Below are 23,498 nucleotides of genomic sequence, written 5' to 3'. Positions count from 1 at the left end.
GAATCAGACTTTTTCCGCGCGCACGCATTGATGATCCTCAAGTGAACGACGCGCACCGGTCTGGCCAGGCATCGCCTGCGCTCCAATCATTCATCTGTCACTGACCCAAGGTTCTCCATGGCTCAATACGTCTTCACCATGCATCGGCTGGGCAAAGTTGTTCCGCCGAAGCGGGAAATTCTCAAGAACATTTCGCTGTCCTTCTTCCCCGGCGCCAAGATCGGCGTGCTCGGGCTCAACGGTTCGGGTAAATCCACGCTGCTGAAAATCATGGCCGGCGTCGACACCGAGTTCGAAGGCGAAGCCCGCCCGATGCCGGACCTGAACATCGGTTACCTGCCGCAAGAGCCGCAGCTCGACCCAGCCAAGACCGTACGTGAAGTGGTCGAGGAAGCGGTCAGCGTGATCAAGGATGCGCAAGCGCGTCTGGACGAGGTCTACGCGGCCTACGCCGACCCGGATGCCGACTTCGACAAGCTTGCTGCTGAACAGGCCAAGCTCGAAGCGATTCTGCAGGCCAGCGACGGCCACAACCTCGAGCGCCAGCTGGAAGTTGCTGCCGATGCACTGCGTCTGCCGGCCTGGGACGCGAAAGTCGAACACCTGTCCGGTGGTGAAAAGCGTCGTGTCGCCCTGTGCCGTCTGCTGCTGTCCGCACCGGACATGCTGCTGCTCGACGAACCGACCAACCACTTGGACGCTGATTCGGTGGCGTGGCTGGAGCATTTCCTCCACGACTTCCCGGGCACCGTGGTCGCGATCACGCACGACCGTTACTTCCTCGACAACGTCGCCGGCTGGATTCTGGAACTCGACCGCGGCGCGGGCATTCCTTACGAGGGCAACTATTCGGGCTGGCTCGAAGCCAAGTCCGATCGTCTGGCTCAGGAATCCAAGCAGCAGTCGGCTCACGAAAAAGCCATGAAAGAAGAACTGGAGTGGGTGCGCAAAGGCGCCAAGGCCCGCCAGTCGAAATCCAAGGCACGCCTGCAACGCTTCGAAGAAATGCAATCGCAGGAATTCCAGAAGCGCAGCGAGACCAACGAGATCTACATCCCGGCCGGTCCACGCCTGGGCGACAAGGTCATCGAGTTCAAGAACGTCACCAAGGGCTACGGCGATCGCGTGCTGATCGACAACCTGTCGTTCTCCATGCCGAAAGGCGCCATTGTCGGCGTGATCGGTGGTAACGGTGCCGGTAAGTCGACGCTGTTCCGCATGCTGATGGGCAAGGAAACCCCGGATTCGGGCAGCATCGAAATCGGCGAAACCGTGCAACTGGCCTGCGTCGACCAGAGCCGCGAAGACCTCGACGGCAGCAAGACCGTGTTCCAGCAGATTTCCGACGGTTCCGACCAGATCCGCATCGGCAACTACGAGATCCCGTCGCGCACTTACGTCGGCCGCTTCAACTTCAAGGGCGGCGATCAGCAAAAGTTCGTCAAGGATCTGTCCGGCGGTGAGCGCGGTCGTCTGCACCTGGCGCTGACCCTGAAGGAGGGCGGCAACGTCCTGCTGCTCGACGAACCGTCCAACGACCTCGACGTGGAAACCCTGCGTTCGCTGGAAGAAGCCCTGCTGGACTTCCCGGGCGCCGCCATTGTGATCTCCCACGATCGGTGGTTCCTTGACCGTGTCGCCACGCACATCCTGGCGTACGAAGACGACTCGCAAGCGGTGTTCTTCGAAGGCAACTACACCGAGTACGAAGCCGACCGCAAAAAACGCCTCGGCGAAGCAGCGGCCCAGCCTCACCGGGTACGTCACAAGAAACTGGCCTGAAATCGGGTTGGTTGCATGAAAAAGCGGAGCCTTCGGGCTCCGTTTTTTTTGCCCTGGGTTTTTCCTGATAAACCGAGTTGCGGCTTTCGCGAGCAGGCTCGCTCCCACAGGGGTAACGCATTCCAAATGTGGGAGCGAGCCTGCTCGCGAATACGGTGTAACTGTTGGTGCAAGTCTTGGATCTGTGCTCCCCACTCAGGTGCAAAAACGGATCAAATACCCCTCGGATTTATATCCTGTGCACCATTTAATTTCATAACTGCGACATTTTGCTCTGTTCCTGTGCGCAATTCGTTTGTTACAGTCCGGCCCAATCTCCTCCAACGACAATAAATTTGCCGAGACTTTGCCCATGATCGAATCCGTCGAATCCTTCCTTGCGCGCCTGAAAAAACGCGACCCGGATCAACCCGAATTCCACCAGGCTGTCGAAGAAGTCCTGCGCAGTCTGTGGCCGTTTCTTGAAGCCAATCCGCATTACCTGACTTCGGGCATTCTCGAGCGCATCTGCGAGCCGGAGCGTGCGCTGGTGTTCCGGGTGTCGTGGGTCGACGATCAGGGCAAGGTCCAGGTCAATCGCGGCTTCCGTATCCAGATGAACAGCGCCATCGGCCCGTACAAGGGCGGCCTGCGCTTCCATCCGTCGGTGAACCTCGGCGTGCTGAAATTTCTCGCCTTCGAGCAGACCTTCAAGAACTCGCTGACCTCCCTGCCCATGGGCGGTGGCAAGGGCGGTTCGGACTTCGATCCGAAGGGCAAGAGCGATGCTGAAGTCATGCGTTTCTGCCAGGCGTTCATGAGCGAGCTGTATCGCCACATCGGCGCCGACGTTGACGTGCCGGCCGGTGATATCGGTGTCGGTGCGCGGGAGATCGGTTTCCTCTTTGGCCAGTACAAGCGCCTGAGCAACCAGTTCACCAGCGTCCTCACCGGCAAGGGCATGACCTACGGCGGCAGCCTGATTCGCCCGGAAGCCACCGGTTTCGGCTGCGTGTACTTCGCCGAAGAAATGCTCAAACGCCGCGGGCAGAGCGTGGAAGGCAAGCGCGTGGCGATTTCCGGTTCCGGCAACGTCGCGCAGTACGCGGCGCGCAAAGTGATGGACCTGGGCGGCAAAGTGATTTCCCTGTCCGACTCCGAAGGCACGCTGTACTGCGAGGCAGGCTTGAGCGAAGCACAGTGGCTGGCGCTGCTGGAGCTGAAGAACATCAAACGCGGGCGCATCAGCGAACTGGCGAACGCCCATGGTCTGGAATTCCGCGCCGGCCAACATCCGTGGTCGCTGCCGTGCGATATCGCGCTGCCCTGCGCGACACAGAACGAACTTGATGCCGAGGCCGCGCGCACGCTGCTGCGCAATGGCTGCGTCTGTGTGGCTGAAGGCGCGAACATGCCGACCACGCTGGAGGCTGTGGATATCTTTATCGAGGCCGGTATTCTGTTCGCACCGGGCAAGGCGTCGAATGCGGGCGGTGTTGCCGTCAGCGGTCTGGAAATGTCGCAGAACGCCATGCGCCTGCTGTGGACGGCGGGCGAGGTGGACAGCAAGCTGCACGCGATCATGCAATCGATCCACCACGCCTGCGTGCATTACGGCGAAGACAACGGTCAGATCAATTACGTCAAAGGCGCGAACATTGCCGGCTTCGTCAAAGTCGCCGATGCGATGTTGGCGCAAGGCGTGGTTTAAGCCGGTTCGATGCGGATCACTTCGATCAGTTGGTCGCCGGCAGGCCGCTGCCATAGCACTTCATCGTTGAGCCGGGCGCCAAGCAAAGCCCGGCCCAGCGGTGAGTCCCAGTTGATCAGGCCCTGACTGGCGTCGGCCTGATCCTCGCCGACCAGTTGCACGCGGTGTTCAGTGTCGTGTTCATCGGCAAAAGTCACCCAGCTACCGATTTGGACCTTGTCGGTGGAGGTCGCAGCGACTGCGACTTGGGCGCTGCTCAGGCGTTGAGTGAAATAGCGCAGATCCCGTTGCAGATCGGCCAGACGTTGCTTGTCGGCCTGCTCGCCCTTGGCCGTTTGCTCGGCGTGCAGGCTTTGCAGCTCGGTGACCTTCGCCTGCAACTGCGCCAGACCTTGCGGGGTGACGTAGTTGGGCTGCGTGCTGACCTGACGTTCGACCGGCTGATCGGCCTGCGCGGCGGCGTTGTCTTCGTTGACGAATGCGCGACTCATGAAGTCCTCCTGTTAAAGGATTTGGGCCATGGTTGCCGGCATTTGGTTTCAACGGATGTCTGCAAGCGACCTATTGCGAGCGATAAGCCCGCCCGACGTCCTGGTCCTTCTGCTGCTGCCAGGCACGTTCGCGCTCATCCCAATGTTCGTTGCGATATTGCTCGCGATCCCTGTTTTCCAGCATCGCCTGACATTGGCGGAAGCCGTCGACCCAGCCGTCGGCGTATTGCTGGTCCTTGAGATAGCGCGGCACATTCTTGCGAAACTCACCGCTGATCGAGCCCGCCGCTTGCCGGCCGCTGACGCAACCGTCATCGAAACCGTCGGCGAAGGCCGGTGGATAACCCTTAGCGATCAAGTCTTCATGGGTGGTCTGGCAACCGCCCAGCGCCAATACAACGCCCAACAATCCCACGTACCGCCACATCGCACTCTCCCGCGCCGGTTTTCGGCTGATACGGGAAGTCTAGAAGGCGATTCATGAGGCGGCTGTCGAAGGCCTGTGAAAAATCCATTGCACACCACAAGGCCCCTGTGGGAGCGAGCCTGCTCGCGAAGGCGCCGTGTCAGGCAACACTACTATTGACAGGCCCACCGTTTTCGCGAGCAGGCTCGCTCCCACAGGGAGATTCACAGGCGCGGGATCAGTAGTGATACCACTTCACTTCCAGCATGACTTCCGTCTCGGGGCTGGCGAGCTGGCTGAATTCACGCTGAGCGCTCAGGCGCAAACCGAGGTTGCGCGACAGCTCCCACTGCTGATTCAGGCTCAGGCTACGGCGCACTTCGCCGTTGAAGAAGTAGTCGCCCTTGGCCTCCAGGCTCAGATTGCCCAGCGGGTTTTTCCATAGCACGCCGGTATTGAAGCCACCAGCCGGGGAAACAAACTCGGCGAAGTCATTGTTGTGTTCCACGCGTACCGTGCCCAGCGCGAAGCCGAGCACGTCTTCGCCCAACTGCCACGTGCCGCCGCCGCCACCGTTGACATGGCTGACCAGCGTCTCGTCATCATGCTTGCCCGGCACGCGCTCAAGGCCACCGGTGACTTGCCACGACAGCGGTTGCAGCAGCTCGTTGCGCGGTGTCAGCGAACGAATGGTGGCCAGGTCCAGTTGCTGCAACTGCCAGTCATTGCTTTCGTATTGGCGCAGCTTCAGTTGCAGGATCTCGATCTGCGCGCCGAGAGGAAAGCTTTCGGCGTTGTCATTGAGGTCGTGATAAGCCATGCGTAGGCCATATTCGCCAAAGGCGCGATCGCCTCGCGTACCTAGGCCGGCCTGCCAGGTGCGGGACTCGTGGCCATCTTCGGGCAGACCGGGTTGCGGAATTTCCAACTCCGGCGCCGGGTTCTTGTTGATCGCCCGCAGCAGTTCAAAACTGCGCTGCGCTCGTTGCGGGTCGCGCTCCTGGCCGTTGGCGCGGTAGCGCTCCAGACGATAGGCGGCGTCGACGATCAACGCCTGGCGCGCGCGCGGCAGCGCCTTGAACGTCGGCTCTTGCAGGACTTTTTGATCGGCGCTGACCTTGAGCACCCATTGCTGTTCTTCATCGCTCAACGGTTCGGCGCGGCTGAGCAGTTCACGTTCGCGGGACGGGCGATATTCGATGTGTTCGACCAGCCCGGCCTCTTTCACCGCTTTGACAGTGTCGGTCGGGATCGCGGTCAGCGGGAATTGTTCGGTCAGGCGCAGGCTCGGTCGCGCCACTTGCAGCAGTTCCAGCAAACGATACGAGCAGTTTTCGTCGAAGAAGAAGTAGTCGAACTGGATCTGCTTGAGCTCCCACACATGTTCGACCATGCGTGCGGTTTCTTCCTGAGTCAGGTTGAGGCGGTATTCCCACAGGTCGCGGTTTTCCAGGCTGCGGTATTCCGAGAGTTTTTCCTGATACGGCACCAGCGCAAACAGCCCCGGGTAGCCGCCCATCAAGCCTTTCCAGGCATACAGAATGCTGTTGTCCGAGCCTTCGATGTAGGCACCGAAGTTGATCGCGTAGCTGAGCAGTGAAGTCTTGTCGGCCTGCACATCCGCCTGATCGATGCGCAGCAGGGTGTGGCCGAACATCGACGAAGGGCTGTTGAGATACGCCGCCGGGAAGATCATCACCGCGCTGTGCGGCGAGACGTCCTTGAACCATTGCTTGTATTCGGCGCATTCGGGCGCTGGCAGGTCGGCGAGATTGAGCTGCGCTTTCAGCCAGCGTGTACGCGCCGGGTAGACGCATTGTGCGTGTTGTTCGCCGAGACTGGCCGGGGCGTACAGCGCCTGAACGGTGGCGGCCAGTTCGCGGTCCGGATGCTCGTTGCCGTCGGGCGCGAGAAAGAACTTCTTGTCGCTGACATAGCTGCGCCAGCCGCCGAGTTTGGCGGTTTCGTAATGACCGAGGGAAATCCAGAAGCGGTCGTTGGCCAGTTGCTGCAAACGTTGAGGATCGATGTGAGGCGCGGCGGACAGCGGGGCGCAGACACAGAGCGCCAGCCAGGCAAGGCGTTTGAGCATAGTCGGCAACTTGAACAGGAAAGAAATAAAAGACCCAAAGAGGGGCGGGCCAAAAAAACAAAACCCGCTTCCCGAAGGAAGCGGGCGGGGTCGAGCTTAAGCCTGAGTTGCGTACTTGGCCAGACGTGGGTCCGATTTCAGTACCGCCAGGGTGTTGGTATGCACGTCTTCAGCGGTCACGTCAGCCTTGCTGAAGATCTGCTGGAAGTGCTCGTGGGTCACTTGCGCGAAGTGCGCGCGATCTTCCGGTGCTACGCCCAGGACCACGGCATAAGTGGTCAGCGCTTCGCCATTGCCTTTGGCCATGTCTTCGGACAGCTCGTTCATCATGCCATTCATGGCGAACCAGGATTTGCCGCCGTAGGTCAGCGATGCGTTGGTCGAGCAACCGTTGGTGCCGGAAGTCATACCGAACGTGGCGTTACCGGAAGTGCCGTTGGTGGTGGAAGCAAGGAAGTGCGCCGGGGTGCCACGCTGACCTTCGAACAGCATGTTGCCCCAACCGCAATCCGGGCCGCCCGGGGCTTGCGCCATTGCGTTGATGGATACAGCGGTGAAGAGAGTACCGAGAAGAATCCGTTTCATAGCTTTGTTCTCTTTATGTGCATACCAATGGACAGGGTTCTGGCCCTTCGCGCTCTGCCCGAGGACAGAACCGAAAGTGTCAGTGGGCCGGTATTAGTTCCAGCCGCGCAGTTTGGAGTTTAGGCACGTTCCAGCGGTTCCGTGATTTTTTGCAAAATATTTGGAATAAACCTCTGATTTATCGGGATGCGTCGGCCGGCCGCGCGCTTGTCTATGCTTTGTCATGTGGCGCGCCTTGCCAGTGGGGCACGGGCAGCGCCAGAATGCCGCTACCTGCCCCGCCTGATTGTTAAGGAAGCCCGATGCCTGATCCTGTTGCTGCCAGCCTGCGTCTTGCGCCCGAAGCGCTGACTCGTCCGTTTTCCGCTGAACAGTTCAGCTTCACTAGCACCAATGATCTGGAGCCCTTTCGCGGTGTGCTCGGCCAGGAACGCGCGGTCGAAGCCTTGCAGTTCGGTGTGGCGATGCCACGCCCCGGTTACAACGTATTCGTCATGGGCGAGCCCGGCACTGGCCGTTTTTCGTTCGTCAAACGCTACCTGAAAGCCGAAGGCAAGCGCCTGCAGACCCCGGCGGACTGGGTCTACGTCAACAACTTCGATGAGCCGCGCGAACCGCGTGCACTGGAGCTGCCATCGGGCACGGCGGCCTCGTTCATCGCTGACATCAACGGCCTGATCGACAACCTGCTGGCGACTTTTCCGGCGGTTTTCGAACACCCGTCCTACCAGCAGAAAAAAAGCGCCATCGACCGCGCCTTCAACCAGCGCTACGACAAGGCGCTGGACATTATCGAGCGGCTGGCCCTGGAAAAAGACGTCGCCCTGTACCGCGACAGCAGCAATATCGCCTTCACGCCGATGCTCGACGGCAAGGCCCTGGACGAAGCCGAATTCGCGCAGTTGCCGGAGGCCGAGCGCGAGCGGTTTCACGATGACATTTCCGGCCTCGAAGAGCGCCTGAACGAAGAACTCGCCAGCCTGCCGCAGTGGAAGCGCGAGTCGAACAATCAACTGCGCCACCTCAATGAAGAAACCATCACCCTGGCCTTGCAGCCGTTGCTGGCGCCGCTGTCGGAGAAGTACGCGGAGAACGCCGGTGTCTGCGGTTACCTGCAAGCGATGCAGGTCTACCTGCTGAAAACCGTGGTCGAACAACTGGTCGACGACAGCAAGACCGACGCCGTCGCGCGCAAGTTGCTGGAAGAACAATACGCACCAAGCCTGGTGGTCGGGCATCCGGCCAGCGGCGGTGCACCGGTGGTATTCGAGCCACATCCGACCTACGAAAACCTGTTCGGCCGCATCGAGTACACCACCGATCAGGGTGCGCTCTACACCACTTACCGGCAGTTGCGTCCGGGGGCGCTGCACCGCGCCAACGGCGGTTTCCTGATTCTTGAAGCGGAAAAAATGCTCAGCGAGCCGTTCGTGTGGGATGCGCTCAAACGCGCCCTGCAATCGCGCAAACTGAAAATGGAGTCGCCGCTGGGCGAGATGGGCCGCTTCGCCACCATGACCCTGAATCCGCAGCACATCCCGCTGCAGGTCAAAGTCATCATCATTGGTGCGCGGCAGCTGTATTACACGCTGCAGGATCTCGATCCGGACTTCCAGGAGATGTTTCGCGTTCTGGTCGACTTCGACGAAGACATCCCGATGGTCGACGAAAGCCTCGAGCAGTTCGCCCAGCTCCTGAAGACGCGTACTTCGGAAGAAGGCATGGCGCCGTTGACCGCCGATGCGGTGGCACGATTGGCGACCTACAGCGCACGGCTGGCCGAGCATCAGGGGCGCTTGTCGGCGCGCATTGGCGATCTGTTCCAACTGGTCAGCGAGGCGGATTTCATTCGCCATCTGGCCGGCGATGAAATGACCGACGCCGGCCATATCGAACGCGCCCTTAAAGCCAAGGCCACCCGCACCGGGCGGGTCTCGGCGCGGATTCTCGACGACATGCTCGCCGGAATCATCCTCATCGACACTGACGGTGCAGCAGTCGGCAAGTGCAACGGGCTGACGGTGCTGGAGGTCGGTGATTCGGCGTTCGGCGTGCCGGCGCGGATTTCCGCCACGGTCTATCCGGGCGGCAGCGGTATCGTCGACATCGAACGTGAGGTCAACCTCGGCCAGCCGATTCACTCCAAAGGCGTGATGATCCTCACCGGTTATCTGGGCAGCCGTTACGCCCAGGAATTCCCGCTGGCGATTTCGGCAAGCATTGCGCTCGAGCAGTCGTACGGTTACGTCGACGGCGACAGTGCATCGCTGGGCGAGGCGTGCACGCTGATTTCGGCACTGTCGAAAACCCCGCTCAAGCAATGTTTTGCCATCACCGGTTCGATCAACCAGTTTGGCGAAGTGCAGGCGGTCGGCGGGGTCAACGAGAAGATCGAAGGCTTCTTCCGCCTCTGCGAAGCACGCGGTCTGACCGGTGAGCAGGGCGCGATCATTCCCCAGGCCAACGTCGCCACGCTGATGCTCGATGAGAAAGTCCTCGCCGCCGTGCGCGCCGGCCAGTTCCACGTGTATGCGGTGCGTCAGGCCGATGAGGCGCTGAGCCTGCTGGTGGGCGAGCCGGCCGGAGAGCCGAACGCCGATGGCGAATTCCCCGAAGGCAGCATCAATGCCCGAGTGGTCGAGCGCCTGCGCGATATCGCCGAGATGATCAGCGAAGAGGACTTGAAAGAGGCCGAGAAGGAGCTGGCGCAGGAGGCTCTCGCCGAAGCCAAACCGGCCTGATCAGTTCACGCCAGACCCTGTGGGAGCGAGCCTGCTCGCGAAAGCGCTGTATCAATCGACGAATGAGTTGGCTGATCCATCGTCTTCGCGAGCAGGCTCGCTCCCACAATGCTTTTCCAGATTGATTTCTGCGGGGATCTTCGGGGAATGTGTCACGAGTCTGGCGCCAATATTCACACAATGACCATTCGGCGCCTTCTGGTTCCATTTGGCTTGCGCAGGACACTTTTCTTCTATTCTCAGGTCAAGGATATCGACAGTATCACTGGATCGAGCCAGTCCTCCCATGGGGGCTGAATACCGGCTTTACCGAGGGTCGCCGCCATGTCGCGCAACCTCTGTCTCACCCGTCAATGCCTGGGTCTGGTGACCCGGATCGAATGCGCCGTCAAGCCGCTGGCCGGCGACAACGGCATGTGGACGCTGCTCTTCGCGGCCGGCATGGCCGGCGAACAACCTTCCGCGATCAAAGCCCAAGGCCCGTTCCATGGCCCGGTGGCGGCCGAGTCGATTCTCGACACCATCGTTGAAAGCCTGACCTTGCATGGTTACGAACTGGCCGATGATCCGCAGATCTGGAGCCTGCATCTGCAAGCCCAGTTGCGGCAGATCAACGGCGGCCGTGGGCGCAGCCTCAACGGTTAAGGTGCTGACTGGTCGACCTGCGCCTTGTCGAGCTTGACCTCAAAACCGTATTGCACGGTGGCGAGGTCGGTGCGCTGATAGGTTTCCACGCGAGTCGGGCGACCGTAAAAATAGTGCACGCCGAGTAGCGCCGGGCCTTCTGCACTGGCGTCGTGGCTGACCGAAAGAATCTGCTTGAGGTAGTGGCCACTGTCGTCCTTGACGAAGAAACGCCATTCGTTGGCCGGGAAGGTTTTCAGGTCGACCACCAGCGTGTTGTCCTTGATCGCCAGGCCTTTGGGCAATGACTGCGCGTCGTAGGATTGCTTGGCCACCGTGGCCAGAAATAACGGCATCGAGCCCACGGCAATCGCCGGGGTTTCCGGAAACAGGTTCAGATCATATGTAATCGTCGCTTGCAGCGGATCGACCTGATACGCCTCGGGCGGCAGTTCGATCGGCTCGTCGAGTTTGCCGCCGCGCTTTTCCGTGAAGAAAGTCACCGGGCTGACGCCGGGATTGAGTTGGTCGCCAAGCAATTCGTCATTGAAGGTGCGGCGGTGGGAAAACTCGATACGCGCCGCGCTCGGCTCTTCCACCGATTGATGAATGCGCACGCCGGCCTTCAATTGTTCCTCGGTCAGGTCCGCGCCTTTGAGCCAGTTGGCGGCGAGATCGTCATACACCACAACTGGCAGGTCCAGCGGCTGCACGGCTTTGGCCGTGGTGTGCGGATTGAAGGTGCGCACCGGCAGGTCCAGGGATTTGCGCGTCACTGTTGCCGAGGAGAAGTCGAGCACACTGACTTCCAGTGTGTCGATCGGGCCGTGGAAATACACCTTGTTGTAGCGGCGCGGGTGTTCTTTCTCGAAGGCTTGCTGTTCGTCGCTGAGCTGTTTTTCCAGGGTGTCGCTCCAGCTCTTCTGCTTCTGTAACTGCGTCAGTTGCTTCTGGTAAAACTCGACCTGCTCCGGGCTTTCGTTGATCGAACCGGCGCGCACCAGGTATTGGCCACTGGCGTCGCGGGCCTGGACGATCAGCGGATTGATCCGGGTTTCGGCGACTTCTGCCGCGAGCGGCAGGCTGTTGCTGACTTCGACCTCGGCGTAGTTTTTTTCCAGCTTGAGCAGTTTGACGCTGAGATTGTCGTTGCTGCGGGTCTGGCCGACGTCTTTGTGCGTCAGGTCGAAGCTGTACAAGCGACGGGGCGCAATGACCTCGACCTGGCCTTGCAGGCTGACCGGTTGTGGCAGGCTTTTTTTGTCGACGTTGAGGCCATCGATGAACGGATAGGTCACCGTCAGGTCATCGGGGTTGGTCACGTTGGAGCTGGACGGGCTGAGCTGAATGCCCGGATCGGTTTCCGACCATTCCGGCTGCCAGGCGATCACCCGTTTGTTGCTCAACGTGACCGAATGCCATTCGATGCCGTGCGGGAACAGAAAACCGCCGGGAATGTTCAGGTTGAACGGGAGTACCGGTTGCAGATCGGTCAGGTAATCCGAACTGGCGTCCTTGTGCAGCACGAACAGGCCGTTGATGAACGTATCGACCAGCGCCTGCGGGGTAGGGTAGTGCTTGAGCACGGCGAGGGCGTCGGCACCGTATTCGGTATGCGGGGTGATGTCGTCGAGCTTGAGTCGGGCGCGTTCGAGCAACAGCAGCGAACCGCCGAGTTCGGTGATGGCGTCCTTGAGCTTGGGATCGCTGATCGTGTCCAGTGACTGTTCGAAGGTGGCGGTCTTTTCGTCAAGGTTGGCGACTTGTTTTTCATCGCCGGGCGAGCAACCGCCGATGAGCAAGGCGAGGCAGATACCGGCAGTCGTCAAGGCTGATCGCACATCCATTTCCACGCGTCCTGTCCACTGTCATTGGGCTGTCAATGCTTTGGACACTAGCAGAAAAACTTTGTCACACACACGCAGGTGGCGGATTTTCCGGCGGTTTCTGGCTGTCACAGCGGGCTGTTATACTCGCCGCCATTTCCAGCCCCTTGTGTGAGAGTCAATGGAACGCTTTATCGAAAATGCAATGTACGCCACCCGCTGGCTGCTGGCGCCGATCTACATCGGCCTGTCCCTCGGTCTGCTGGCGCTGGCATTGAAGTTCTTCCAGGAAATCATCCATATCCTGCCCAACGTCTTCGCCATGGCTGAATCGGACCTGATTCTGGTGCTGCTGTCGCTGATCGACATGGCGCTGGTGGGCGGTCTGCTGGTAATGGTGATGATTTCCGGTTACGAGAACTTCGTCTCGCAACTGGACATCGACGAAGGCAAAGAGAAGCTCAGCTGGCTGGGCACCATGGACTCGTCGTCGCTGAAGATGAAAGTCGCGGCGTCGATCGTGGCGATTTCTTCGATCCACCTGCTGCGCATCTTCATGGATGCCAAGAACGTCGATCCCGAGCATCTGATGTGGTACGTGATCATTCACATGACTTTTGTGGTGTCCGCGTTTGCCATGGGTTACCTGGACAAGGTCACCAAGCACTGATCAGCCGATCAAGGCAAAAAAACCGCCCGTCTGTTGCGAAACAGACGGGCGGTTTCGTTTGTGGCTTGTGCTTTCAAGCGCAGCGGCCTATGCCTGTAACGGTGCGATTCGCTATGTGTGAGGTGCTTCCATGAACCTGCAAGAGTTGAACGCGTTTGCTGTTGCCAGGAAGGTCGATGAGTTGAACCTGATCTCGATGGAGGGTGGCATTTACCTGTTGGAAGCGAGGATGCATGGGACGGCGTATCCGTTGAGCGATCTCAAGGGCAATATGCTGACGCTGCGCTCAGTGGAGCACGCGCGGGATCTGCTGCATGCCTTTCCGGTACTGCCCTTCAATCTTGTGCACACCTCGGTCCACGACGAAATGTGTGGCCTGGTCGGTGACCTCGATGAAAGCCTGAAAGTGCCGCTCGCCTGGCGTTCGGCCCTGTAGCCCCGGCCCCAAGTCCGGGGTATCTGTGCTAGTCTGCTCGCCCTTTTGGTTCCGGGCGCGCCGGGACGCGCTGTGCACGCACGGCAAGTCCTGTGGCCGTCCGCACAGCGGAGCAGTGTCATGTCCGAAGTAAATCTGTCCACCGACGAAACCCGCGTCAGCTACGGTATCGGCCGTCAACTCGGCGACCAGCTGCGCGACAACCCGCCACCGGGTGTCAGCCTGGACGCGATCCTGGCCGGTCTGACCGACGCTTTCGCCGGCAAGCCAAGCCGTGTTGGCCAGGAAGAAATGTCCGCCAGCTTCAAGGTGATCCGCGAGATCATGCAAGCCGAAGCAGCGGCCAAGGCTGAAGCCGCGGCTGGCGAAGGCCTGGCCTTCCTCGCCGAAAACGCCAAGCGTGACGGCATCACCACTCTGGCCTCCGGCCTGCAATTCGAAGTGCTGACTCAGGGCGAAGGCGCCAAGCCGACCCGTGAAGACCAGGTACGTACGCATTACCACGGCACCCTGATCGACGGCACTGTGTTCGACAGCTCCTACGAGCGCGGCCAGCCTGCAGAATTCCCGGTTGGCGGCGTGATCGCTGGCTGGACCGAAGCCCTGCAACTGATGAATGCCGGCAGCAAATGGCGCCTGTACGTGCCGAGCGAACTGGCTTACGGCGCACAAGGCGTGGGCAGCATCCCGCCGCACAGCGTTCTGGTATTCGACGTCGAGCTGCTGGACGTTCTGTAATACCGAGCCTGCCTTGATGGCGGGCTAAAAAATGTGGGAGCGAGCTCGCTCGCGAAGGCGGTTTTTCAGTCGACTCATTCGTTGGCTGATTTATCGCTTTCGCGAGCAAGCTCGCTCCCACAGGTTTTTTTAATGCTGCTCATATTTCGATCTTGTTGTGCAGCTCATTGGTCGGGCGCAACGCCCGGGCATAGCAGAACAGGAACAGATTGCGCACCAGCTCCTTGAGTACCAGCGGCTCGCTGGAATTGAGGCTGCTGACGTCCAGATCACCTTGATCCTGCAGCTCATGCAAAGCTTCTTCTTCAAGCACCGCACAGACTTCGCCGGTTTCCCGATGGAGGATTCTGAGGTACGGGTGTGGGCGATCCAGCCAGGCGTCGATCAAATAAGTCATGGGTCTCATCTCCTTGAAAGGTTTCAATGAGAATAATTCTTATTCATCAAATAGCAAGTGCCTATTGGCGGATCGTGGATTTTTCCGGGTAAAGGTTGTGTCAGATCAAAATGGCTGGCTGATCGCCATACGCGGCTTCATTGAGCTGAAGCGGGGAGGGCAAAGCTCCATCCCACGGCTGGCGCAGGATGGATGACGCAAGGCTCAGACTTTTCTGACGAACTCGGATTTGAGCTTCATCGGGCCGATGCCGTCGATCTTGCAGTCGATGTCGTGATCGCCATCGCACAGGCGGATGTTCTTGACCTTGGTGCCGACCTTGACCACCAGCGACGTGCCTTTGACCTTGAGGTCCTTGATCACGGTGATGGTGTCGCCGTCCTGCAGGACGTTGCCGACCGAATCTTTCTTCACGGCATCATCGGCCGCCACTTCGGCTTCGCCGCTGGCAGACCACTCGTGGGCGCACTCGGGGCAGACCAGTTGGGTGCCGTCTTCGTAGGTGTATTCGGAATTGCATTTCGGGCAGGGTGGCAACGTGCTCACTAAGGTTCCTTGGGTATCAGGAGGGCTAAAGGGCGCACATTGTATAGGGTTTTACGCGGAGGAGGGCATAGCGCAGAAACAACTGTGGGAGCGAGCCTGCTCGCGAAAGCGCTGTGTCAGTCAACATTGAGTCGATTGGCAGATTGCTTTCGCGAGCAGGCTCGCTCCCACAGGGGATGAATCAGTGCGTGCGGGCTACCGCGAACTCGCTCAGTTCCACCAGCGCATCGCGGTATTCGCTGGCCGGCAGCGCCTCGAGGCACTTGATCGCGCGGGCCACGTAATCGCGGGCCAGTTGCGCGGTGTACTCCAGCGAGCCGGACGCTTCGACGGCGATGCGGATGCTTTCCAGGTCTTCGATCCCGCCTTTCTGGATCGCCTGACGCACCAGTGCCGCCTGTTCGGCCGTACCTTCGCGCATGGTGTAGATCAGCGGCAGGGTCGGCTTGCCTTCGGCCAGATCGTCGCCGACGTTCTTGCCCAAAGTTTCCGCGTCGCCTTTGTAGTCGAGCAGGTCATCAACCAGCTGGAACGCCACACCCAGGTGATCGCCGAACGTGCGCAGGGCTTCGCTCTGCTCGGCGGTCGCGCCAGCCAGGGCGGCGGCGCTGTGGGTCGACGCTTCGAAGAGCATCGCGGTTTTGCCGCGGATGACTTCCATGTAGGTTTCTTCGCTGGTGCTGGCGTCACGCACCTTGGACAGCTGCAACACTTCACCTTCAGCGATGATGCGCGTGGCCTGGGAGAGAATCTTCATCACCGGCATCGAGCCCAGTTCGACCATCATTTCGAACGAGCGCGAATACAGGAAGTCGCCGACCAGCACGCTCGGGGCGTTGCCCCACATGGCGTTGGCGGTCGAGCGGCCACGGCGCATGCCGGACATGTCGACGACGTCGTCATGCAGCAGGGTCGCGGTGTGCAGGAATTCGATGGTGGCGGCCAGCAGGCGCATGTCGTCGCCTTCGCGACCCAGGGCCTTGCCACACAGCAACACTAATAAAGGACGTAGGCGTTTGCCGCCGGCCGACGTGATGTAATCGCCGATTTTCGATACCAGCGGCACTCGAGACGTCAGCTGCTTCTTGATGATGCCGTCGACGGCGCTAAAATCGTCCGCCACCGCGCGGTAGAAAGCTTGGGGTTGCATCAGCGAGAGTCGCTCCAGAAGGGTTGCGCGGCATGCTAGGACCCCCGTCCAGACCTGTCAAGGCGCGATGGACGGCCACTTGCGCGAGGCAGATTGCTTGCGTACAATCGCGCACCCTGAACTTCCTGGGCAGCACCTGCCTTACGCAATTGCACTTGGGCCGTTCCAGCCCCATGCAGCCATGCCAGCCAATACCTCTTCTTATAAAGAGCTGGGTGAGCAGGATTATCGGAGAAATACCATGTACGCAGTAATCGTTACCGGCGGTAAGCAATACAAGGTCGCTGAAGGTGAATACCTGAAGATCGAAAAACTGGAAATCGCTACTGGCGAATCCGTGACTTTTGATCGCGTTCTGCTGGTCGCCAATGGCGACGACGTGAACATCGGCGCACCAGTTGTTGCTGGCGCAACCGTCAAGGCTGAAGTGATCTCCCAAGGTCGTCACGATAAAGTCCGCATCATCAAGTTCCGTCGCCGTAAGCACCACATGAAGCGTATGGGCCACCGCCAGTGGTTCACCGAGATCAAAATCACCGGTATTCAGGCTTAATTACAGCCTAATTCCTCACTAGGAGAATTGAACTCATGGCACACAAAAAAGCTGGTGGTAGTACCCGTAACGGTCGCGACTCAGAAGCCAAACGCCTTGGCGTGAAGATGTATGGCGGCCAGGTCATCAAGGCCGGCAACATCATCGTGCGTCAGCGCGGCACCCAATTCCACGCTGGCTACGGCGTTGGCATGGGCAAGGATCACACTCTCTTCGCTAAAATCGAAGGCGTGATCAAGTTCGAAGTAAAGGGCGCCTTCGGTCGTCGTTACGTGAGCGTAATCGCGGCTTAATCGCGAGATCGCTGGAGAAGCCCTGTCTTGCGACGGGGCTTTTTCGTTTGTGGGATGAGTCTCTTGCAAAGCTGTTTGTATGGGCTGTCGGCGTGCGATGCAGGTCGTGTCTTGGGGTCGCTGCGCTCATTTTTGCAAGAGTCTTATGTCTTGATTGTTTTTCGGCTCGTCCGTACGGCGAGAGGCGTTGGTTATGAAGTTTGTTGATGAAGTATCGATTCGCGTAAAGGCCGGTGACGGTGGCAACGGTGCCATGAGTTTCCGTCGGGAAAAATTCATTGAAAATGGTGGCCCGAACGGCGGTGATGGCGGTGACGGCGGTTCCATCTACATGATGGCCGACGAAAACCTCAATACCCTGGTCGACTACCGTTACACCCGTCACTTCGATGCCGAGCGTGGCTCCAACGGTGGCAGCACCGACTGCACCGGCAAGAAGGGCGAAGACCTGATCCTGCGCGTGCCGGTCGGCACCACTGTGATCGACTCCGCCACTCAGGAAGTCATCGGCGACCTGACCAAGGCCGGTCAGAAGCTGATGGTAGTACAGGGCGGCTGGCACGGTCTGGGCAACACCCGTTTCAAATCCAGTACCAACCGTGCACCGCGTCAGACCACGCCAGGCAAGCCGGGCGAGCAGCGTGACCTGAAACTGGAAATGAAAGTGCTGGCCGACGTCGGTCTGCTGGGCTTGCCGAACGCCGGTAAAAGTACCTTTATCCGTTCGGTCTCGGCCGCCAAGCCGAAAGTCGCCGACTACCCGTTCACCACACTGGTGCCGAACCTGGGTGTGGTCAGCGTCGATCGCTGGAAAAGCTTCGTCATTGCCGACATTCCGGGCTTGATCGAAGGCGCTTCCGATGGTGCCGGCCTGGGTATTCGCTTCCTCAAGCACCTGGCGCGTACGCGTCTGCTGCTGCACCTCGTCGACATGGCGCCGCTGGATGATTCCAGTGCTCCGGACGCAGCTGAAGTGATCGTCAACGAGCTGATCAAGTTCAGCCCGTCGCTGGCCGAGCGTGATCGCTGGCTGGTGCTGAACAAGTGCGATCAGATCCTTGAAGAAGAGCACGATGCTCGCGTCAAGGAAATCGTCGATCGCCTGGAATGGACTGGTCCGGTGTACGTGATCTCGGCCATCGCCAAGATCGGTACCGAGCGTCTGTGCCACGACATCATGCGTTACATGGAAGACCGTGCCGATCGCCTCGCCGCAGACCCTGCGTACAAGGAAGAGCTGGCCGATCTCGATCAGCGCATCGAAGACGAAGCCCGTGCGCAGTTGCAGGCGCTGGACGACAAGCGTGCCCTGCGTCGCAGTGGCGTGAAGTCGGTCCATGACATCGGCGACGATGACTGGGACGAAGAAGATGTGGATGACGAAGACGGTCCGGAAATCATTTACGTGCGTGACTGATCCGTTGCGATAAACTTGAACGCCGCTCAATCGAGCGGCGTTTTAGTATCCGGAAATCGATCGTTGGTCAGCAATCGCCACGATTAACGTCACGGGCAGTGCCAGGTCGCGCTGCCCTCAAGCTAAGGTTGAAGATGATGCGGAGCAAGGTGACAGGTGCGCAGCGTTGGGTCGTGAAGATCGGCAGCGCTTTGCTGACAGCTGACGGCAAAGGGCTGGATCGCGCGGCAATGAGTGTCTGGGTCGAGCAGATGGTGGCGCTGCATGAGGCGGGCGTCGAGCTGGTGCTGGTGTCCTCCGGGGCGGTAGCGGCCGGCATGAGTCGCTTGGGCTGGACCGCACGACCCAGTGCCATGCACGAGCTCCAGGCGGCCGCTGCAATCGGTCAGATGGGGTTGGTGCAGGCGTGGGAGTCGAGCTTCGCCGAGCATGGCCGGCACACTGCACAGATTCTCCTGACCCACGACGACCTGTCCGACCGCAAGCGCTACCTCAACGCCCGCAGTACCTTGCGTGCACTGGTCGAGCTGAAGGTCATTCCGGTGATCAATGAAAACGACACCGTGGTCACCGATGAAATCCGTTTTGGCGACAACGACACGCTGGCGGCGCTGGTGGCCAATCTGGTCGAGGCTGATCTGCTGGTGATCCTTACCGATCGCGACGGCATGTTCGACGCTGATCCGCGCAACAATCCCGATGCGCAGCTGATTTATGAAGCGCGCGCCGATGATCCGACGCTCGATGCGGTTGCAGGCGGTACCGGTGGTGCGCTGGGGCGCGGCGGCATGCAGACCAAGTTGCGTGCGGCACGCCTGGCAGCGCGTTCCGGTGCGCACACCATCATCGTCGGCGGGCGGCTTGAGCGTGTGCTCGATCGCCTGAAGGCGGGCGAGCGCATTGGCACGCTGCTATCGCCGGAGCGTGGCATGCTCGCGGCGCGCAAGCAGTGGCTGGCCGGTCATCTGCAAACCCGTGGCACTCTGGTGCTGGATGAGGGGGCGGTGTCGGCGTTGTCCAAGGGCAACAAAAGTCTGCTGCCGGTGGGGGTGAAACTGGTTCAGGGCAGTTTCCGTCGCGGTGAGATGGTCGTCTGTGTGGCGCCGGACGGTCGGGAGATCGCTCGGGGTCTGGCCAATTACAGCGCTCTGGAAGCGCAAAAAATCATCGGTCAGTCGTCGGATGCGATTGTCGGTTTGCTCGGTTACATGGCGGAGCCGGAACTGGTTCACCGTGACAACCTGATTCTGGTCTAAGGAAAATTCGATGCGTGTAGCGAAAGGATTGTTGGGCCTGCTGATGGCCATGCCATTGCTGGTCTCGGCCGAGGAAATCGGTCAGGTGTCGACGGTGTTCAAGTTTGTCGGGCCGAATGACCGGATCGTGGTCGAGGCCTTCGACGATCCGAAAGTCGAGGGCGTGACCTGCTACCTGTCTCGCGCCAAGACCGGCGGAGTGAAGGGTGGTCTGGGTCTGGCGGAGGATCGTGCCGAAGCCTCGATCGCTTGTCGTCAGGTCGGGCCGATCAAGTTCAAGGGTGAGTTGAAGGACGGCGACGAGGTGTTCAAGGAGCGCACCTCGCTGGTGTTCAAGACCATGCAGGTGGTGCGTTTCCTCGACAAGAAGCGCAACACGCTGGTGTATCTGGTCTACAGCGATCGCTTGATCGAGGGTAGTCCGCAGAATGCCGTGACGGCGATCCCGATCCTGCCGTGGGTGCCGGTCCAGCAATAAGCGCCACCAATCCGAACTGTGGGGGCGAGCCTGCTCGCGAAGAGGTCATGTCGGTCGATAGAAATATCAACTGGCAGATCGCATTCGCAAGCGGGCTCGCTCCCACAGTTTTTTTGCCTGTAGCTTGTTAAATCACAGGCAATAAAAAACCGACCCTGAGGTCGGTTTTTTAATGACTACGTCGATTAAGCGGCTTCTTTCAGCGCTTTGACGTGGCCATTCAGACGGCTCTTATGACGAGCAGCCTTGTTCTTGTGGATGATGCCTTTATCGGCCATACGGTCGATAACTGGCACAGCCAGAACGTATGCAGCTTGAGCTTTTTCAGCGTCTTTTGCGTCGATGGCCTTAACTACATTCTTGATGTAGGTACGAACCATGGAACGCAGGCTGGCGTTGTGGCTGCGACGCTTCTCAGCCTGTTTTGCACGTTTTTTGGCGGAAGGTGAGTTGGCCACCGTCGAGCTCCTCGAAAGACTTTTTAGGAAATAGCAAACAAAATAGGCCGCGAATCATGCCGATGAAGACTTGTCTTGTCAAGGGCACTTGAATCGTTCCGCTAAGTGGTAGGTATAAAGAGGCGGGATATTTATTTCCGGCGCTTGACCTGTAAACTCGCGAGCTTTGGCTCTGTGCTGTTGCGGCGCGGAGTATCGCACAAGTAGGCGCATTGTTCGCCTGCTGTTTATCGACAGGCACAAACTCTCTCAATGAATCTGCTCAAATCGTTGGCCGCCGTCAGCTCTATCACGATGCTTTCCCGGATTCTGGGTTTTGTTCGTGACACGCTGATCGCGCGAACATTCGGCGCCGGGATGGCCACGGATGCCTTCTTTATTGCTTTCAAACTGCCCAACCTGCTGCGGCGCATCTTTGCCGAAGGGGCTTTCTCCCAGGCGTTCGTGCCGATCCTGGCCGAATATAAAAGCCAGCAGGGCGAAGAGGCGACGCGCACCTTCATTGCCTATGTATCGGGCCTGTTGACGCTGGTGTTGGCGGTTGTGACTGCACTGGGCATGATCGCCGCCCCCTGGGTGATCTGGGCCACGGCGCCCGGTTTTACCGATACCCCGGAAAAATTCCAGCTCACCTCCGATCTGTTGCGGGTGACCTTTCCTTATATATTGCTGATCTCGCTGTCGTCGCTGGCCGGCGCGATTCTGAATACCTGGAACCGCTTCTCGGTGCCGGCCTTCGTACCGACTCTGCTCAACGTCAGCATGATCGTGTTTTCGCTGTTCCTCACGCCGTATTTCGATCCGCCGGTCATGGCTCTTGGCTGGGCGGTGCTGGTAGGTGGTCTGGCGCAGTTGCTGTATCAGCTGCCGCACCTGAAAAAGATCGGCATGCTCGTGCTACCACGCCTGAACCTGCGCGACAGCGGCGTGTGGCGGGTGATGAAGCAGATGCTGCCGGCGATTCTCGGCGTGTCGGTCAGTCAGATTTCGCTGATCATCAACACCATCTTCGCCTCGTTTCTGGTCGCAGGTTCGGTGTCGTGGATGTATTACGCCGACCGCTTGATGGAATTGCCGTCGGGCGTATTGGGCGTGGCGCTCGGCACGATTCTTCTGCCAACGCTGGCCAAGACCTACGCCAGCAAGGATCGCCACGAATACTCGCGGATCCTCGATTGGGGGCTGCGCCTGTGCTTTGTGCTGGTGTTGCCGTGCGCGCTGGCACTGGGGATTCTTGCCGAGCCGCTGACTGTTTCGTTGTTCCAGTACGGTCAGTTCAGTGGCTTTGATGCCGAGATGACCCAGCGCGCGCTGATTGCCTATTCGGTCGGCCTGCTCGGGATTATCGTGATCAAAGTGCTGGCGCCGGGCTTTTATGCGCAACAGAACATTCGCACCCCGGTGAAAATCGCAATTTTCACGCTGGTCTGCACGCAGTTGTTCAACCTGGCGTTGATCGGCCCACTAGCCCACGCCGGCCTTGCCTTGGCGATCAGTGCCGGTGCTTGCCTGAACGCCGGGCTGCTGTTCTATCAACTGCGCAAGCAAAAGATGTATCAACCGCAACCGGGCTGGGGCAAATTCGGCTTCAAGCTGGTCGTTGCGGTGACCGTGATGTCGGCGGTGTTGCTGGCCGGCATGCATTTCATGCCCGCCTGGGATGAGGGCCATATGCTTGAGCGCTTCTTGCGCCTGGGTGCGCTGGTGGTGGCCGGTGTGGTGGCGTATTTCGGTATGTTGCTGCTGCTGGGTTTCCGTCTGCGCGACTTCAATCGCAAGGCCTTGAGCTGAGGTTTCAGCCTTTATGAGCAGGCATGGGCCGGCGGTTTTGTCGGCTCGTTCACTTTGCGTTACGGTGTTGCCTGTCGTCGGCCGTCGGGTGTGGTTATAATCGACCACTTTATGAGCAAGAAGCGCGTTATGCAGCTGGTTCGAGGCCTCCACAACTTGCGCCCCCAGCATCGGGGCTGCGTCGCCACTATTGGCAACTTTGACGGTGTTCACCGTGGTCACCAGGCTATCCTGGCCCGGCTGCGTGAGCGTGCGCTCGAGTTGGGCGTACCCAGCTGCGTGGTGATTTTCGAGCCGCAGCCACGGGAGTTCTTTGCGCCCGACACCGCTCCGGCGCGTCTGGCGCGGTTGCGCGACAAGCTGCAATTGCTGGCCGCTGAAGGCGTCGACCGGGTCTTGTGCCTCGCTTTCAACCAGCGGCTGAGCAAGCTCAGCGCCAGTGAGTTCGTCGATACCATTCTGGTCGATGGCCTTGGCGTGCAGCATCTGGAGGTCGGTGACGATTTCCGTTTCGGTTGCGACCGCCTCGGCGATTTCGATTTTCTGATGCAGGCCGGGCAGGTTCACGGTTTCACCGTCGAAGCGGCGCAAACCGTCGAGCTGGACGGCATTCGCGTCAGCAGCACGCAGGTGCGCAACGCCTTGGCTGCGGCCGATTTTGCCTTGGCCGAACGCTTGCTCGGCCGTCCGTACCGCATCGCCGGTCGCGTGCTGCATGGGCAGAAACTGGCCCGGCAACTGGGCACGCCCACTGCCAACATTCAACTCAAGCGTCGTCGCGTGCCGTTCACCGGGGTGTATCTGGTGAATGTCGATATCGACGGCAAGACCTGGCCCGGCGTCGCCAATATCGGCGTGCGCCCAACGGTGCAAGGGGATGGCAAAGCCCACCTCGAGGTCCATCTGTTAGATTTTGCCGGCGATCTGTATGACCGGCGTTTGACGGTGGTTTTCCACCAAAAGCTGCGTGAAGAGCAGCGCTTCGCCTCTCTGGAGGCATTGAAAACGGCGATCAATGCGGATGTCGCCACCGCCCGTGCACTAGCCGCACCTAGCGCCCATCGCTAATGAAGAGCCT

At 59.7% G+C, this 23,498-nt stretch carries 23 protein-coding genes; 14 read left to right on the top strand and 9 right to left on the bottom strand.

Going from position 1 to position 23,498, the window contains the following annotated elements:
* Window positions 1–117 precede the first annotated feature (117 nt).
* Together ettA and gdhA are read left to right on the top strand one after the other, a co-directional pair.
* Window positions 118–1,782, top strand: a complete 1,665-nt coding sequence (gene ettA / locus ASG55_RS22565) for an energy-dependent translational throttle protein EttA (protein ID WP_016773108.1) — start codon at window positions 118–120, stop codon at window positions 1,780–1,782.
* A gap of 352 nt (window positions 1,783–2,134) precedes the next feature.
* A complete protein-coding gene (gene gdhA, locus ASG55_RS22560; protein WP_056790516.1) occupies window positions 2,135–3,472 on the top strand; it encodes an NADP-specific glutamate dehydrogenase in 1,338 nt (445 codons plus the stop codon).
* On the opposite strand, the gene ASG55_RS22555 is transcribed toward gdhA, so the two are convergent.
* The 4 genes from ASG55_RS22555 to ASG55_RS22540 form a co-directional block, all read right to left on the bottom strand.
* Complete coding sequence (locus ASG55_RS22555; RefSeq protein ID WP_056790514.1) at window positions 3,469–3,963, bottom strand: GreA/GreB family elongation factor; 495 nt, start codon at window positions 3,961–3,963, stop codon at window positions 3,469–3,471. The two genes, gdhA and ASG55_RS22555, sit on opposite strands and share 4 nt — an antisense overlap.
* Window positions 3,964–4,033: 70 nt before the next feature.
* The gene (locus tag ASG55_RS22550) at window positions 4,034–4,390 is read right to left on the bottom strand and encodes a hypothetical protein (protein WP_056790510.1); all 357 of its coding nucleotides are present in this window, start codon (window positions 4,388–4,390) and stop codon (window positions 4,034–4,036) included.
* 217 nt (window positions 4,391–4,607) lie between these two features.
* Entirely contained in the window at window positions 4,608–6,461 is a 1,854-nt protein-coding gene (locus tag ASG55_RS22545) for an Lnb N-terminal periplasmic domain-containing protein (protein WP_056790507.1), read from the bottom strand.
* A gap of 96 nt (window positions 6,462–6,557) precedes the next feature.
* Window positions 6,558–7,046 (bottom strand): DUF3015 domain-containing protein, encoded by a 489-nt coding sequence (locus tag ASG55_RS22540; RefSeq protein WP_016773112.1) that lies wholly within the window; start codon window positions 7,044–7,046, stop codon window positions 6,558–6,560.
* 302 nt (window positions 7,047–7,348) lie between these two features.
* On the opposite strand from ASG55_RS22540, the gene ASG55_RS22535 reads away from it, so the two are divergent.
* Together ASG55_RS22535 and ASG55_RS22530 are read left to right on the top strand one after the other, a co-directional pair.
* A complete protein-coding gene (locus tag ASG55_RS22535; RefSeq protein WP_056790505.1) occupies window positions 7,349–9,787 on the top strand; it encodes a Lon protease family protein in 2,439 nt (812 codons plus the stop codon).
* A gap of 324 nt (window positions 9,788–10,111) precedes the next feature.
* Window positions 10,112–10,432 (top strand): PA4575 family protein, encoded by a 321-nt coding sequence (locus ASG55_RS22530; protein WP_016773114.1) that lies wholly within the window; start codon window positions 10,112–10,114, stop codon window positions 10,430–10,432.
* On the opposite strand, the gene ASG55_RS22525 is transcribed toward ASG55_RS22530, so the two are convergent.
* Window positions 10,429–12,258, bottom strand: coding sequence for a hypothetical protein (locus ASG55_RS22525; protein WP_056790501.1), 1,830 nt, complete (start codon window positions 12,256–12,258; stop codon window positions 10,429–10,431). The genes ASG55_RS22530 and ASG55_RS22525 overlap by 4 nt on opposite strands.
* 160 nt (window positions 12,259–12,418) lie before the next feature.
* Between ASG55_RS22525 and ASG55_RS22520 the strand changes: the two genes are divergently transcribed.
* The 3 genes from ASG55_RS22520 to ASG55_RS22510 all read left to right on the top strand — a co-directional run bounded on the left by ASG55_RS22520 (window position 12,419) and on the right by ASG55_RS22510 (window position 14,081).
* Window positions 12,419–12,907, top strand: coding sequence for a TIGR00645 family protein (locus tag ASG55_RS22520; RefSeq protein WP_016773116.1), 489 nt, complete (start codon window positions 12,419–12,421; stop codon window positions 12,905–12,907).
* Window positions 12,908–13,037: 130 nt separating this feature from the next.
* Window positions 13,038–13,343 carry a DUF6482 family protein gene (locus tag ASG55_RS22515; RefSeq protein ID WP_056790499.1) on the top strand — a complete coding sequence of 102 codons (306 nt, stop codon included), beginning with the start codon at window positions 13,038–13,040 and terminating at the stop codon, window positions 13,341–13,343.
* A gap of 120 nt (window positions 13,344–13,463) precedes the next feature.
* On the top strand, window positions 13,464–14,081 hold the full coding sequence (locus ASG55_RS22510) for an FKBP-type peptidyl-prolyl cis-trans isomerase (RefSeq protein WP_039761705.1): 618 nt from the start codon (window positions 13,464–13,466) through the stop codon (window positions 14,079–14,081).
* Between the two features lie 139 nt (window positions 14,082–14,220).
* Here the strand turns inward: ASG55_RS22510 and ASG55_RS22505 are convergent, their stop codons facing one another.
* The 3 genes from ASG55_RS22505 to ASG55_RS22495 form a co-directional block, all read right to left on the bottom strand.
* The gene (locus ASG55_RS22505) at window positions 14,221–14,478 is read right to left on the bottom strand and encodes a PA4570 family protein (protein ID WP_016773118.1); all 258 of its coding nucleotides are present in this window, start codon (window positions 14,476–14,478) and stop codon (window positions 14,221–14,223) included.
* A gap of 204 nt (window positions 14,479–14,682) precedes the next feature.
* On the bottom strand, window positions 14,683–15,024 hold the full coding sequence (locus ASG55_RS22500) for a zinc ribbon domain-containing protein YjdM (protein WP_016773119.1): 342 nt from the start codon (window positions 15,022–15,024) through the stop codon (window positions 14,683–14,685).
* A gap of 181 nt (window positions 15,025–15,205) precedes the next feature.
* Window positions 15,206–16,174 (bottom strand): polyprenyl synthetase family protein, encoded by a 969-nt coding sequence (locus ASG55_RS22495; protein ID WP_016773120.1) that lies wholly within the window; start codon window positions 16,172–16,174, stop codon window positions 15,206–15,208.
* 241 nt (window positions 16,175–16,415) lie between these two features.
* Between ASG55_RS22495 and rplU the strand changes: the two genes are divergently transcribed.
* The 5 genes from rplU (at window position 16,416) to ASG55_RS22470 (ending at window position 20,171) form a co-directional block, all read left to right on the top strand.
* Entirely contained in the window at window positions 16,416–16,727 is a 312-nt protein-coding gene (gene rplU / locus ASG55_RS22490; protein ID WP_007924746.1) for a 50S ribosomal protein L21, read from the top strand.
* Between the two features lie 35 nt (window positions 16,728–16,762).
* Window positions 16,763–17,020 carry a 50S ribosomal protein L27 gene (gene rpmA, locus ASG55_RS22485; protein ID WP_016773121.1) on the top strand — a complete coding sequence of 86 codons (258 nt, stop codon included), beginning with the start codon at window positions 16,763–16,765 and terminating at the stop codon, window positions 17,018–17,020.
* A 193-nt stretch (window positions 17,021–17,213) separates the two neighbouring features.
* Window positions 17,214–18,437: an Obg family GTPase CgtA gene (cgtA, locus tag ASG55_RS22480; protein ID WP_016773122.1), complete on the top strand. Its 1,224-nt coding sequence runs from the start codon at window positions 17,214–17,216 to the stop codon at window positions 18,435–18,437.
* Between the two features lie 137 nt (window positions 18,438–18,574).
* Complete coding sequence (proB, locus tag ASG55_RS22475) at window positions 18,575–19,693, top strand: glutamate 5-kinase (protein WP_039761700.1); 1,119 nt, start codon at window positions 18,575–18,577, stop codon at window positions 19,691–19,693.
* 10 nt (window positions 19,694–19,703) lie between these two features.
* A complete protein-coding gene (locus ASG55_RS22470) occupies window positions 19,704–20,171 on the top strand; it encodes a CreA family protein (RefSeq protein WP_041477794.1) in 468 nt (155 codons plus the stop codon).
* A 185-nt stretch (window positions 20,172–20,356) separates the two neighbouring features.
* On the opposite strand, the gene rpsT is transcribed toward ASG55_RS22470, so the two are convergent.
* Complete coding sequence (gene rpsT / locus ASG55_RS22465; protein WP_003228351.1) at window positions 20,357–20,629, bottom strand: 30S ribosomal protein S20; 273 nt, start codon at window positions 20,627–20,629, stop codon at window positions 20,357–20,359.
* A gap of 252 nt (window positions 20,630–20,881) precedes the next feature.
* Between rpsT and murJ the strand changes: the two genes are divergently transcribed.
* On the top strand, window positions 20,882–22,420 hold the full coding sequence (gene murJ, locus ASG55_RS22460) for a murein biosynthesis integral membrane protein MurJ (protein ID WP_016773124.1): 1,539 nt from the start codon (window positions 20,882–20,884) through the stop codon (window positions 22,418–22,420).
* A 129-nt stretch (window positions 22,421–22,549) separates the two neighbouring features.
* Entirely contained in the window at window positions 22,550–23,488 is a 939-nt protein-coding gene (gene ribF, locus ASG55_RS22455; protein ID WP_016773125.1) for a bifunctional riboflavin kinase/FAD synthetase, read from the top strand.
* The last annotated feature ends 10 nt before the right edge of the window (window positions 23,489–23,498 follow it).

This window comes from Pseudomonas sp. Leaf434 (assembly GCF_001425545.1).
Taxonomy (GTDB): Bacteria; Pseudomonadota; Gammaproteobacteria; order Pseudomonadales; family Pseudomonadaceae; genus Aquipseudomonas; species Aquipseudomonas siliginis.
Note: the sequence above shows the minus strand (reverse complement) of the source record. Positions and strands in the feature narration are given on the sequence as shown.